The sequence below is a fragment of the Promicromonospora sp. NPDC050880 genome (assembly GCF_044456525.1).
Taxonomy (GTDB): domain Bacteria; phylum Actinomycetota; class Actinomycetes; order Actinomycetales; family Cellulomonadaceae; genus Promicromonospora.
Genome location: NZ_JBITFV010000002.1, coordinates 379,636 through 393,145, shown reverse-complemented (window position 1 = coordinate 393,145; position 13,510 = coordinate 379,636). Strand labels below are relative to the sequence as shown.

The following is a 13,510-nucleotide window of genomic DNA, read 5'->3' as shown; positions in this document are numbered from 1 at the left end:
TAGCGCAACGGGGTTGTACAACTTAGAGCAACGGTGTTTTATTAAAGCCATGCAGCAGACATGGTTCATCACCGGTTCCTCCCGCGGCTTCGGCCGTTCCCTCGTCCGCGCGGCCCTCGCCGCCGGCCACCGGGTCGCCGCCACGGCGCGCCGCCCCGAACAGCTCGACGACCTCGTGGCCGAGTACGGCGACCGGGTGCTCCCGCTCCGGCTCGACGTGACCGACCCGGCGGCGGCCCGGACGGCGCTCGCCGAGGCGTCGGCCCGGTTCGGGCGGCTCGACGTGATCGTCAACAACGCGGGCTACGCCAACGTCTCCCCGATCGAGACCACCTCGGACGCCGACTTCCGCACGCAGTTCGAGACCAACTTCTGGGGCGTCTACAACGTGTCCAAGGCGGCGATCCCCCTGCTCCGCGAGCAGGGCGGCGGCCTCGTGATCCAGTTCTCCTCCGTGGGCGGGCGGGTCGGCGGCTCGCCGGGCATCGCGTCCTACCAGGCGGCGAAGTTCGCCATCGACGGGTTCAGCCGGGTGCTCCGGGTCGAGACGGCGCCGTTCGGCGTGCGGGTGCTCGTCGTGGAGCCCAGCGGGTTCCGGACGGACTGGGCCGGCGCGTCCATGACCGTGGCCGACGTGCCGCCGGAGTACGAGTCCACCGTCGGTGCCATGAACGCGCGCATGCGACAGTCCGGCGCGGGCGCCGCGGGCGACCCGGACCGGGCGGCGCAGATCCTCGTCACGCTCGCCGGGCGTGACGACCTGCCCGACAACCTGCCGCTCGGCGTGAACGCCGCCGAGATGTCCGCGGCGCAGGACCGCCGCCTGCTGGAGTCGGACCTGCGGTGGAGCGCCGTGAGCCGGTCGGCGGACTTCGGCGAGCCGTTCCCGGTCGAGCCCCCGGCCTGACCAGGCGCTCATCTGTGCTTCCTCCGACGCTCATCTGTTAGCCTGACGGCGTTTCACGCAGGAGTCAGAAGGGCGGCGGAGGAGCACGATGACGGCACTCAGCGAAGAGACCGTGGACGGCCTGGTGGCGTCCGCGCCCCAGGGCGCGGACCTCACGGTCCCTACCTACGACCGGTCGCGGCTGACCACCGGGATCGTGCACCTGGGCGTGGGTGGCTTCCACCGCGCGCACCAGGCCATGTACCTGGACCGGCTGATGTCTCAGGGCAAGGCGCTGGACTGGGCGGTCTGCGGGGTCGGCGTGCTGCCGGGCGACGCCCGGATGCGCGACGCGCTGGCCGCCCAGGACGGCCTCTACACCCTGGCGCTCAAGCACCCGGACGGGCGCCTGGAGGCGCGCGTGATCGGGTCGATCACGGAGTACCTCCTGGCGCCCGACGACCCGGAGGCCGTGCTGGAGAAGATGGCCTCGCCCGAGGTCCGCATCGTCTCGCTCACGGTGACCGAGGGCGGGTACAACATCCACCACGTGACCGGCGAGTTCGACCTGGCCGACGGGGCAGTCGCCGCGGACCTGGCCGACGGCGCCGTCCCGGCGACGACGTTCGGGCTGGTCACCGAGGCCCTCCGCCGCCGGCGTGACCGCGGCGTGCCGCCGTTCACCGTGATGAGCTGCGACAACATCCAGGGCAACGGCGAGGTCGCGAAGCGGGCGTTCACCACGTTCGCCCGTGCCAAGGACGCGCAGCTCGCGGACTGGATCGAGCAGCACGTCGCGTTCCCCAGCTCGATGGTCGACCGGATCACCCCGGTCACCACCGACGCCGACCGGGCGCTGGTCGCCGAACGGTTCGGCATCGACGACGCCTGGCCCGTGGTGGCCGAACCGTTCGAGCAGTGGGCTCTGGAGGACACGTTCCCCACCGGCCGGCCCCCGTTCGAGGACGCCGGGGTGCAGGTGGTGGCCGACGTCGAGCCGTACGAGCTGATGAAGCTGCGGCTGCTCAACGCGAGCCACCAGGCCCTGTGCTACGTGGGGTACCTGTCGGGCCACCGGTACGCGCACGAGGTCGCGGGGCAGGACGTGTTCGCACGGTTCCTGCTCGGCTACATGGACGACGAGGGAACGCCCACGCTCGAGCCCGTGCCCGGCATCGACCTGGACCTGTACAAGCGGACCCTCATCGAGCGGTTCGCCAACCCGCACGTGGCGGACACGCTGGCGCGGCTGTGCGCCGAGTCGTCGGACCGTATCCCCAAGTGGTTGCTGCCCGTGGTCCGGTACCACCTGGCGCACGGCGGACCGATCGACCACGCCGCGCTCGTGGTCGCCTCCTGGGCCCGGTACGACGAGGGAGTGGACGAGGCGGGGGAGCCGATCGAGATCGTGGACCGGCTGGCCGAGCGGCTGCACGCCGCAGCCCTGGCGCAGCAGGACGATCCGCTCGCCTTCCTGCGTGACCGCGAGGTCTTCGGTGACCTCGTCGACGACGGCCGGTTCACCGCCGCGTATGCCTCCGCGCTGGCATCCCTGCACGAGAAGGGTGCCCGCGCCACCGTGGAGGCCCTGGTCGCGCGCGTCAGCGCGTAGTCAGGGGGTGAGGGTCTCCAGGGCCGTCGCGGCGGCGTCGTCCACCACGAGGGTGGTGGCGATGCCGCCGTGCACGGCGGCCACCAGGCCCGGGGCGACGGCGGCGCCGTAGCCGATGGCGATCACCTCGGGCGTCGCGACGAGCTGTTCGAGCGTCACGCCCACGACCCGCTCGTCCAGGCTGGTGCGCACGGGCTGCCCGGTGGAGTCGAACAGGCGGCCCGAGCACTCGGCCACCGCGCCCGCGGCCGTGGCGGCCTCCTGCTCCTCGGTGCTGATCTGGGGAAACACCGTGGATGTGCGCTCGGACCAGTTCCCGATCGCCACCACGGCGACGTCCAGGTGGTCCGCGCGGGCCAGTGCGTCGGCGATCTCCGGCTGCCGGCGCATGCCGGCGGCGGTCGCGGCGTCGGCCACCAGGAGCGGTGACCACACGGGCCAGGTGCGCACGCCTGGCATCTGGGCGAACGTCGTGATCAGGGCCAGCGAGTTGCCACTGCCTTCCACGGGCAAGGCGCCGACGAGCTGCACGACGTCGCAGTGCGGCAGCCGGCCGATGTGCCGCACCGCGGCCTCGACCGTGCGGGACCACGAGACGCCCACGGTCGAGCCCTCCGTGATGTGCTCGCGCGCGGTGCGGGCGAGCTCGACCGCGACGTTCTCCCGGGTGCTCAGCGTGTCCTCGCCGCTGGCCGCGACGAGCACCTCGCGCACGCCGAGCCGGGCGGCCAGGCGCGCGCCGCGCTCGCCGTCGGCCCGCGGCGGGGTGATCTCGATGCGGACCACGCCCTGCTCCCGGGCCTGCGTGAGCAGGCGGGCGACCTGGAAGCGGGAGATGCCGCGATGGCGGGCGATCTCCACCTTCGACTTGCCGTCGACGTAGTAGTCGGTACTCACCTCGACCATGAGGTTGGAGTCGTTCTGGGTCACCTGCATCCTCACTCCCCGCAGGCGGTGGCGGGGAACGGTTGAGCGACTGTTGAGCGGGGGGTCTTGCTCACCTGAGCATACCCAACTACTCTGCGGATGCAGATGAGCAAGCAAGATTTCTCAAATGAGCGCGGCGGAGAGGCTGTGCCAAGGAGAGGACGAGGATGTTCCGACCTCCAAGGGGTAACCCGGCGCCGGGCGTGCCGGTGAGAGCGACGCTGGCCGCCGGGGCGGCAGCCGTCACGCTGGCCCTGTCCGGCTGTGCCGGGGCGGGCGCCGTGGGCGGTGGCGAGGGCGAGCAGATCGTGGTCGCGATCGTCTCGAACCCGCAGATGCAGGACGCGATCTCGCTGCAGGACGAGTTCCGGGCCGCCCACCCGGGCGTCGACGTGCGGTTCGTGTCGCTGCCCGAGAACGAGGCCCGCGCCAAGATCACGGCGTCCGTGGCCACCGGCGGCGGCGAGTTCGACGTCGTCATGATCTCCAACTACGAGACGCCCATGTGGGCCGAGAACGGCTGGATCGAGAACCTGCAGCCGTACATCGACGACACCGAGGGCTACGACGCCGAGGACTTCGTGCCCAGCGTCCGTGAGGCCCTCTCGCGCGACGGCGACATGTACTCCGTGCCGTTCTACGGCGAGTCGTCCTTCCTGGCCTACCGCGCCGACCTGTTCGAGGAGGCGGGCCTGGAGATGCCCGCCAACCCGACCTGGGACGACGTGCGCGAGCTCGCCGGCGAGCTGAACGACCCGGCACAGGACTTCTCGGGCATCTGCCTGCGCGGCCTGGCCGGCTGGGGCGAGGTCATGGCTCCCATGAGCACCGCGATCAACACGTTCGGCGGCGGCTGGTTCGACGAGGACTGGAACGCCACCCTCGACTCGCCCGAGAGCCGCGAGGCCATCGAGACCTACGTCGACACCGTGCGGTCCTTCGGGCAGCCGGGCGCCGCGACGTCGGGCTTCGGCGACTGCCTCACGCGGTTCGCGCAGGGCCAGTCGGCCATGTGGTACGACGCGACCTCCATGGTCTCCTCGATCGAGGACCCGGCGTCCTCGACCGTCGCGGGCAAGGTCGGCTACGCGCCCGCACCCGTGGCGGACACCGAGTCGGCCGGCTGGCTCTACTCCTGGTCGCTGGCCATCCCCTCCACGAGCCAGCACAAGGACGCCGCCTGGGACTTCGTGTCCTGGATGACGAACAAGGAGTACATCAAGACCGTCGGCGAGGAGATCGGCTGGGAGCGGGTGCCCCCGGGCAGCCGGCTGTCCACCTACGAGATCCCCGAGTACGCCGAGGTCTCGCAGGCGTACGCCGACGCCACCCTGGAGTCGATGAACGGGGCCACCCAGGAGTCGGCCATGACCCACGCGGTGCCCTACCCGGGCATCCAGTTCGTGGGCATCCCCGAGTTCCAGGACCTCGGCACGCGCGTGGGCCAGCAGATGTCCGCGGCGATCGCCGGCCAGGTCTCGGTGGACGAGGCCATCGCACAGTCCCAGCGCTACGCCGACACCGTGGCGGAGACCTACCGGGCCCAGGAGGAGCAATGAGCACCTCGACCATCGACCGGCTCGAGGGCTCGCGGCGGGCGGCACGGGCCGCGGCGTCCGAGCGCGCCGTGAGCCGCGCGGAGGGATGGCGCCGGCGCGGGCCGCTGCTGCCCGCCCTGATCTTCACGATCATCGTCACGCAGCTCCCGTTCCTCGTGACCATCTGGTACTCGCTGCGCTCGCAGAACCTGCTGCGGCCGGGCGAGGACATCTTCGTGGGCCTGTCCAACTACGTGGACATCGTGGCGGACTCGACCTTCCGGCAGACGGCGCTGAACTCCGTGGTCATCACCCTCGGCTGCGTGCTGGTGGCCATGGTGCTCGGCATCGTGCTCGCGCTGCTGCTGGACCGGCCGTTCTTCGGCCGCAGCGTGGCGCGCACCATGCTCATCACGCCGTTCCTCGTGATGCCCGTGGCGTCCTCGGTGCTGTGGTCCGTCGCGATGCTCAACCCGACGTACGGGCTGTTCAACTGGACGCTCGGGCTGGTCGGCATCGAGGCCGTGGACTGGACGTCGACGTACCCGGTGATCGCCATCCTGATGGCACTGGTCTGGCAGTGGACGCCGTTCATGATGCTGCTCGTGCTCGCGGGCCTCCAGGCCCAGCCGAAGGACGTGCTGGAGGCGGCGTCGGTCGACGGCGCGGGGCCGTGGCGCACGTTCACCTCGATCACGCTGCCGCACCTGCGCCGGTACATCGAGCTGGGCGTGCTGCTCGGCGTCATCTACGTGGTCAACACGTTCGACCAGATCTACCTCATGACGGCGGGCGGGCCCGGTACGGCCAGCGCCAACCTGCCGTTCTACATCTACCAGCGCGCGTTCCTCGGGTTCGACATCGGGCAGGCCGCCGCCATGGGCGTCGTCGTCGTGATCGCCACGATCATCGTGGCCTCCGCCGCGCTGCGCCTCATCTTCCGCAGCTTCGAGGTCAAGGAGTGAGCATGTCCGACGTGACGCGCGCGTACCGCCGTCGAACCACGGGTGGCGTGCTGACGACGCTGACCTGGTTGCTGGCGCTCGCCTTCTTCTTCCCGGTGGCCTGGATGGCGGCCACGGCGTTCAAGCAGGAGAACCAGGCGGCGTCCGACCCGCCCACGTGGTTCTTCACGCCCACGCTGGACCAGTTCCGGGCCGTGATCGAGGGCGGCTCGGGCACGTACGTGGCCAACTCCGCCATCGCGACCGGCGTCTCGACCGTGCTGGTGCTGCTGCTGGGCATCCCGGCGGCGTACGCGCTGTCCATCCGGCCGGTGGAGAAGGTGAGCGACGTGCTGTTCTTCTTCATCTCCACCAAGATGCTGCCCGTCGTGGCCGTCATCGTGCCCATCTACGTGGTGGCCGGGCAGCTCAAGGTGCTCGACAACATCTGGACCCTGGTGGTCCTGTACACCGCGATGAACCTGCCGATCGCGGTGTGGATGATGCGGTCGTTCTTCCTGGAGGTGCCGGGGGAGGTGCTGGAGGCGGCGTCCGTGGACGGCGCCGGGCTGATGCGCACCCTGCGGTCGGTGCTCATCCCGATGGTGGCCCCCGGCATCGCGGCCACGGCGCTGATCTGCGTGATCTTCGCGTGGAACGAGTTCTTCTTCGCGCTCAACCTCACCGCCTCGCGGGCGGCGACGGTGCCGGTGCTCATCGTGTCGACGATGACCAGCGAGGGACTGTTCCTGGCCCGGCTGTGCGCGGCGGCGCTGCTGGCGTCCCTCCCGGTGATCATCGCCGGCTGGGTGGCGCAGAAGCAGCTCGTGCGCGGGCTGTCGATGGGTGCGATCAAGTAGGAGCGGACTGCGGAAGTTGCCTTCTACCCAGCGATTGGGCCCGGAACCACGTCGGTTTTCGGGCCCAATCGCTGGGTAGAAGGCAACTTGTGCGGGGCAGGGGCGTCTGCGGCCGGTGGCGCCCCGACCCGCCCCGACCCGCCCGGGGCCCCGCCCCGGCCCGGGCTGAGTCTTGTTCAGCAGGCCGTGGGCGACCGTCTGCTGGTGGATGACGGTCTCCTGGGGCCTGGTGAACCGGGATCAGTAGCGGCGGAGGACCGGAACCGTCGGGCTCCGGCAGAATTCCCTACTTTTTCTGTCGGGTACTTGCCGGAGAAAATCGGCGCTCGTTCGATGGGGGCATGCGCCTTGGATCAGATCAACGGAGACCTGTCCGCACCGGCTGGGTCGCGGCGTTCGTCGCGTCCGTGCTCGCCGCGGGGGTCGCCCCGCTCCCGTTGGCCGCGGACGCCGACGCCGTCGTCCCGGACGCCGTCGTCCCGACCACCGCCGGCACCTACGCCAACCCCGTCACCGGCGGTGTCACCGACACCTTCCCCGACCCGGCCGTCATCCGCGGCAAGGACGGCGCCTGGTACGCGTACGGCACGCAGAACCCCGTGTTCAACAGCCAGGGCGAGCCGGGGGAGCGGATCCTGCCGATCCTGCGGTCCACCGACCTGGTGACCTGGGAGTACGCGGGGGAGGTGATCCAGCCGGACGAGGTCCCGGCCACCTGGCGGGACAACTCCCGCGCCTGGGCGCCCGACATCCGCTACGTCGACGGCGAGTACCTGCTCACCTACGGGCTCTCCACGGGCGGGCTCGCCGTGGCCACCGCGCCGACGCCGACCGGCCCGTGGACCCACCGCGACGAGCTGCTCGTCCCGTCGGCACCGATCGACGGCTGCCCCACGGGCAACATCGACCAAGCCCTGTTCACCGACGACGACGGCACGCTCTACCTGTACTGGGGCAGCTACGACGTCGTCTGCGTCTCGGAGCTGACACCCGGCGCGGGGGAGCTGACCGGTCCCGTGACCCAGGTGGCGCAGGGCCGCCGCATGGAGGGGGCCTACGTGGTGCGCCACGACGACCTCTACTACCTGATGTACTCCGACGCCGGCTGCTGCGAGGGCGCCTACAGCGGCTACACCGTCAAGGTGGGGCGCAGCGAGAGCCCGCGGGGCCCGTTCCTGGACGACGACGGCGTGGACCTCATCGCCGAGTCGAGCAAGGGCGGCTACGTGCTGACCTCGAACGGCAACGGCTTCGTGGGCCCGGGCCACCACTCGGTGGTCACCGACCTGGCGGGCCAGGACTGGATGGCCTACCACGCGATCCCGGCCGAGGACCCCGACTTCCCGCCCGTGGAGACCCGCAACGGCGTGCTGAACCTGTCCAAGCGGCCGCTCATGATCGACCGGCTCGACTGGATCGACGGCTGGCCGGTGGTCAACGCGGGCGCCGGGCCGTCGTCGGGTCCGCAGGCCGCGCCGGTCACCTCCGGCGCCGTCGGAACGACGTTCGCGGACGGTTCCCTCGACGGCTGGCGCGCCGACGGCGACGTCGCGGTCGCCGAGGCGCCCGATGCCGGGCCGTACGTGCGACTCGACGGATCGTCCCTGGTCAGCCGGGCTCGAACCGGCGGCGACGTGCGCGCGCAGGCGGACGTGCGCGTACCCGGTGCGGACGGCGCCGCGGGGCTCACGCTCGGCACGGGCGCGCACCGGGTGACCGCATGGGTGGACCGGGCGGCCGGGGAGCTGCGCGTCGAGTCCGGTCACGGGCCGCGCGCTGTCCGGGCGGCCGCGGACCTGCCGGAGACGTTCGGGTACGAGGACTGGTCCGTCGTGACCCTCGACCGCGCCGGCGGGACGTACACCGCGACCGTCTCGGCCGACAATCTCAAGGACCCGCTCGGCACCGTCATGCTGCGGGACCGGGGGCATCCGTCCGGGAACCCCGCGCCGGTGGGCGTGACTGCGCACGGCCGGGCCGACGCCGACAACGTCAGCCTGGTCGCGGCCGCCGAGCCGGTGACCGAGCGGGTGCCGGACCCGCAGCCCGGCGCGCTGCTGCCGGACGCCTCGGACGAGTTCGACGGCGACGTGGTGCCGGGCGGGCCGGGATCGGGCTGGACCTGGGTCCGCGGCCCGGCGGACGGCGTCCGGCTGGAGGACGGCGCCCTCGCGTGGCCGACCCAGGCCGCCGAGCTGTACCTCGGGAACAACACCGCCTCGGTGCTGACACGGGACGCCCCCGAGGGCGACTACCTGGTGGAGACCCGCCTGGAGCTGGACGGCGTCGGCGTGAACAAGCAGGCCGGCCTGGTCCTGTACGCCGACGACGACCAGTTCGTGAAGCTGGTGCACTCCCAGCTCGGCCTGCAGCGCAAGCCGGGCAGCGTCGCGCAGATGGTGGAGTTCACCAAGGAGGCCGCCCGGCCGACCAGCACGCCTCCGGCGGCCGTGTACGCCGCACCGATGTGGGGTGCGGCCCCCGGGGAGGCGACGTGGCTGCGCCTGGCGGTGCACGAGGACGCGGCGCACGACGAGTACGAGGTGCGCATGGCCTCCAGCACCGACGGCGAGACCTGGCGCTGGGGCGGGGTCTGGACGCTCCCGTCGGACAAGTCCCTGCGTATCGGTCTGGTCGCCATGAACACCCCGGGCGCGGAGGCCCGCTTCGCCTACGTCCGCACCCACACCCTCGACCGAACCCGTTGAGTGCTGGATCTTCGCCCTTCTTCGTGTGCCAGGAGGGCGAAGATCCAGCACTCGACGAACCGGGGTTCTGTTCGGGAGGCGGGCGAAAGGGGCGGGTATTTTGCCGGGGTGTTGACGGAAAAAACGGAGGTTCCTATGGTCGCTCGCATGTCGACGACGACACCCGGCAGCACCGCGCGCCGCGCCCACGAAGGCCGCGTCCTCGGTGCCCTGCGCGACGGTCCCCTGAGCCGCGCCGAGCTCGCCCGCCGCGTGGGCCTGTCCCGCACCACCCTCTCGGAGACCACCGCCGAGCTCCTGCGCCGCGGCGCCATCGTCGTGCTCGACACCGACGCCGCCACCCGCCGCGGCAGCGGCCGGCCCGCCGAACGGCTGGCGCTGGACCCCGGGTCCGGCCAGTACCTCGGCGTCGACTTCGGGCACCGGCGCGTCCGGGCGGCCGTCGCCGACGCGACGCGCGAGACCGTCGCGTCCGGTGTCGAGCACTACGCGGACGACACCCCGTGGTCCGAGCGGCTCGACCTCGCCTTCGCGCTCATCGACCGGCTCGCCAGCGAGCACGGCCTCCACTTCGGCGAGCTGCAGGCGGTCGGCATCGGCGTCGTCGGGCCCTACGGCGGACGGCGGCCGGACGGCGCACCCGTACCGTGGGCGCGCCGCTCCGCGCCCGACGACGTGCGCGGCGCGTTCGCCGACCGGTTCGGCGCCCCCGTCGTGGTCGACAACAACACGCGGCTCGCGGCGCTCGCGGAGGCCGTGTCCCAGCCCGAGAGCGCCACCGACCTGCTGTACGTGCGGCTGTCCGACGGCGTGGGCGGCGGCCTCGTGGTCAGCGGCCGCATCGGCACGGGCGCCCACGGGTTCGCGGGGGAGCTGGGCCACGTGTCCGTCGACCCGGCCGGTACGCGGTGCCGCTGCGGCAAGCGCGGCTGCCTGGAGACCGTCGCGTCGGCGCCCGCCGTGCTGGCCGCCTGCCGCGCGCAGGGGGTCGAGGTGCACACGCTCGACGACCTCGCGGCGGTGGTGGCCACCAGCGACCCGGCGGCCGAGGGCGTGCTGCGCGAGGTCGGCGCCGCCGTCGGCCGGGTGCTCGCGATGGCCGCGCTCACGCTGGACCCCGACGAGGTGGTGATCGGCGGGGAGATCGTGCACGTGGCGCCCGTGATCGTCGAGCAGGCGGCCGCCACGCTGCGCTACGAGCTGCACCCGCTGCCCGCCGCCGAGCCCGTGCTCGTGCGCCCCGGCCGCCTGCGCGACACCGACGGCGCGCTCGGCGCGCTCGCCGCCGCCTTCCACCTCTCGCCCCTCCTGGCCGGCTACCCCCACCCCGAGGCCGGACGCCGCGGAGCCCTGCGCGAGGTCCTTCCCGAGTCGTTGCCCCCACGCCTGAGGAGAGCCCAGTGACCGCGACCGTGTCCACCCCGACCCCGGCGAGGACCGGGTCACCACCCCGGCGGCGCGCCGGGCGCAGAACCACCCTGCTGGTGCTCAACACCGTCTCGATCGTGGGCGGCATCGGCATCTGGTGGGTGCTGGCCCTGACCGGACTCCAGCTCCCGACACCGCCCGAGGTGCTGGCCAAGGGCGTACAGCTCGCCGCCGACGGCACCCTGGCCGAGGACCTGCCGGCGAGCCTGGGCCGGGTCCTGGCCGGGTTCCTGCTCGGTTCGGCGGCCGCGATCCCGGTCGGGTTCCTCATGGGCTGGTACGTGCCGGCCCGGGGCCTGTTCGAGCCGTGGATCCAGTTCTTCCGCACCATCCCGCCGCTCGCGCTGCTGCCGCTCGTGCTGGTGCTCATGGGCATCGGTGAGCTGCCCAAGGTGTTCGTCATCTTCCTGGCCGCGTTCCTGGCGTGCGTCATCTCGACGTACCAGGGCGTGGTCAGCGTGGACCGGACGCTGATCAACGCGGCCCGGGTGCTGGGCGCCAAGGACGGCACCATCTTCCTGCGCGTGGTGGTGCCGGCGTCGTCGCCGTTCATCCTCGTGGGCATGCGCGTGGGCCTCGGCTCGGCGTGGGCCACCCTCGTGGCCGCCGAGCTGCTGGCGGCGCAGGCGGGCCTCGGGTTCCGCATGCAGCAGGCCCAGACCTACTACGACCTCGCCACGATCTTCGTCAGCATCGTCGCCATCGGGGTGCTCGGTCTCGTGATGGACCGGCTGCTGCTGCTCGCGGAGACCAGGCTGACCGGATGGCAGGAGCGCCGATGACCACCAGCACCCTGGCGGGTACCGCCAAGATCTCCGTCCGGGACGCGCGCAAGACGTTCGCCCTGAAGGACGAGGAGTTCGTCGCGCTCGACGGCGTCCGGCTCGACGTCGCGGACAACGAGTTCGTCACCGTCGTCGGGCCGTCGGGCTGCGGCAAGTCCACCCTGATGAACATCGTCGCGGGCCTGGAGGCGCCGACGTCGGGCGAGGTGCTGGTCGACGGCGCCCCGGTGACGGGGCCCGGCCCCGAGCGCGGCGTCATCTTCCAGCAGTACGCGCTGTTCCCGTGGCTGACCGTGCGCAAGAACGTCGAGTTCGGGCTCAAGGTCGCCGGCCTGCCTGCCGCAGAGCGGCGCGAGCGTGCCGAGCACTACGTGCGCCTCGTGGGCCTGGAGCAGTTCGCGGACGCGCTGCCCAAGACCCTGTCGGGCGGCATGAAGCAGCGGTGCGCGATCGCCCGCGCCTACGCCGTCGACCCCTCGATCCTGCTCATGGACGAGCCGTTCGGGGCCCTGGACGCCCTGACCCGCGTCCGGCTGCAGGAACAGCTCCTGCAGACGTGGAGCAGCGAGAAGCGCACCGTCCTGTTCATCACCCACGACGTGGACGAGGCGGTGTTCCTCGCCGGCCGCGTCGTGGTCATGGCCGCCCGGCCGGGCCGCATCCACGAGGTGATCGACGTGGACCTGCCCTACCCGCGCACCGAGGAGGTGCGGCTCAGCCCCGAGTTCGCCGAGCTGCGCAACCGCGTCTGGCGCGCCGTCTACCACCAGCCCGCCGCCCGCTGACCGCGGCCGGGCCCGACCCAGAACCAGAGGACATCATGCGACTGACCAGGAAGACCTTCGGCGCCGCGTTCGCCGGCCTCGCCCTCGTGCTCTCCGTGGGCGCCTGCTCCGGCGGCGCGTCCGGCGCGGACGGCGGCACCATCGAGGTGAACTTCGGCTACATCCCCGACTTCAACGGCACCAGCCTCCTGGCGATCGCGCAGGACCAGGGCCTGTGGGAGAAGCACGGCATCGACGCCACGACGTCGTCGTTCACCAACGGGCCGCTGCAGGTCCAGGCGCTCGGCACGGGCGACCTCGACTTCGGGTACATCGGGCCCGGCGCGTTCTGGCTGCCCGCCTCCGGGCAGGCCAAGATCGTCGCGCTGAACACCCTGGGCCGGGCCGACCGCGTCGTGGCGCAGCCCGGCATCGAGTCCGTCGAGGACCTCGCGGGCAAGACCGTCGCCGTGCCGGAGGGCACCTCGGGCGACATGATCCTCACCCTCACCCTGCAGCAGGCAGGGATGACCAAGGACGACGTCGAGCTCGTGCCCATGGAGCCGCCGGCCATCGTGTCGGCGCTGTCCTCGGGGCAGGTCGACGCCGCGGGCTTCTGGTACCCGGCGCTCGCCACGGTCAAGGAGCAGGTGCCCGACCTGGTCGAGCTCGCCCAGAACACGGACTTCGAGGAGACGATCGCCTTCCCGACGGCGTTCGTCGCCGGGAACGACGTCGTGGCCGACGACGCGGAGAAGGTCGACGCCGTGCTCAAGGTGCTGCGCGAGGCCATGGACTACCGGGCCGACCACCTGGACGAGACGATCGCCCTCACCGCCGACTTCAACGGCCTGGAGGCCGCCGACGTCGAGGCGGACGCCGCGAACGTCGACGTGCTCGACGCCCAGGAGGCCGACGCGCTCACGCAGGACGGCACCACCGACACGTGGCTGACGGGCATGCAGGAGTACTTCGTGGACGCCGGGCAGCTGCCCGAGGCCGTGGACCCCGCGGAGTTCTACCTCGGCGACCAGTTCGTCCAGGCGGGTGAGTGACCC

The 13,510-nt window shown here is 72.0% G+C and carries 11 protein-coding genes; 10 read left to right on the top strand and 1 reads right to left on the bottom strand.

All coding sequences use genetic code 11. The annotated features are described in order from the left end of the window. The first annotated feature begins 49 nt into the window (after window positions 1-49). Complete coding sequence (locus tag ACIBBF_RS05635) at window positions 50-907, top strand: SDR family NAD(P)-dependent oxidoreductase (RefSeq protein ID WP_397411369.1); 858 nt, start codon at window positions 50-52, stop codon at window positions 905-907. A gap of 88 nt (window positions 908-995) precedes the next feature. Beyond that, entirely contained in the window at window positions 996-2,498 is a 1,503-nt protein-coding gene (locus tag ACIBBF_RS05630; RefSeq protein WP_397411367.1) for a mannitol dehydrogenase family protein, read from the top strand. Here the strand turns inward: ACIBBF_RS05630 and ACIBBF_RS05625 are convergent, their stop codons facing one another. Further along, on the bottom strand, window positions 2,499-3,434 hold the full coding sequence (locus ACIBBF_RS05625) for a sugar-binding transcriptional regulator (RefSeq protein ID WP_397411365.1): 936 nt from the start codon (window positions 3,432-3,434) through the stop codon (window positions 2,499-2,501). Between the two features lie 158 nt (window positions 3,435-3,592). Here ACIBBF_RS05625 and ACIBBF_RS05620 point away from each other — a divergent pair, with 158 nt between their 5' ends. The 8 genes from ACIBBF_RS05620 (at window position 3,593) to ACIBBF_RS05585 (ending at window position 13,507) form a co-directional block, all read left to right on the top strand. Further along, entirely contained in the window at window positions 3,593-4,984 is a 1,392-nt protein-coding gene (locus tag ACIBBF_RS05620; RefSeq protein WP_397411363.1) for an ABC transporter substrate-binding protein, read from the top strand. After that, the gene (locus ACIBBF_RS05615) at window positions 4,981-5,928 is read left to right on the top strand and encodes a carbohydrate ABC transporter permease (protein WP_397411361.1); all 948 of its coding nucleotides are present in this window, start codon (window positions 4,981-4,983) and stop codon (window positions 5,926-5,928) included. Before ACIBBF_RS05620 ends, ACIBBF_RS05615 begins: the two co-directional genes overlap by 4 nt. Before the next feature lie 2 nt (window positions 5,929-5,930). Continuing rightward, window positions 5,931-6,767: a carbohydrate ABC transporter permease gene (locus tag ACIBBF_RS05610; RefSeq protein WP_397411360.1), complete on the top strand. Its 837-nt coding sequence runs from the start codon at window positions 5,931-5,933 to the stop codon at window positions 6,765-6,767. A gap of 341 nt (window positions 6,768-7,108) precedes the next feature. Continuing rightward, window positions 7,109-9,475, top strand: a complete 2,367-nt coding sequence (locus ACIBBF_RS05605) for a family 43 glycosylhydrolase (RefSeq protein ID WP_397411358.1) — start codon at window positions 7,109-7,111, stop codon at window positions 9,473-9,475. A 147-nt stretch (window positions 9,476-9,622) separates the two neighbouring features. Continuing rightward, complete coding sequence (locus ACIBBF_RS05600) at window positions 9,623-10,879, top strand: ROK family protein (protein WP_397411356.1); 1,257 nt, start codon at window positions 9,623-9,625, stop codon at window positions 10,877-10,879. Further along, entirely contained in the window at window positions 10,876-11,685 is an 810-nt protein-coding gene (locus ACIBBF_RS05595; RefSeq protein ID WP_397411354.1) for an ABC transporter permease, read from the top strand. Before ACIBBF_RS05600 ends, ACIBBF_RS05595 begins: the two co-directional genes overlap by 4 nt. Next, window positions 11,682-12,473: an ABC transporter ATP-binding protein gene (locus tag ACIBBF_RS05590; protein ID WP_397411352.1), complete on the top strand. Its 792-nt coding sequence runs from the start codon at window positions 11,682-11,684 to the stop codon at window positions 12,471-12,473. Before ACIBBF_RS05595 ends, ACIBBF_RS05590 begins: the two co-directional genes overlap by 4 nt. A gap of 35 nt (window positions 12,474-12,508) precedes the next feature. Next, on the top strand, window positions 12,509-13,507 hold the full coding sequence (locus tag ACIBBF_RS05585) for an aliphatic sulfonate ABC transporter substrate-binding protein (protein ID WP_397411350.1): 999 nt from the start codon (window positions 12,509-12,511) through the stop codon (window positions 13,505-13,507). Window positions 13,508-13,510: the final 3 nt, after the last annotated feature.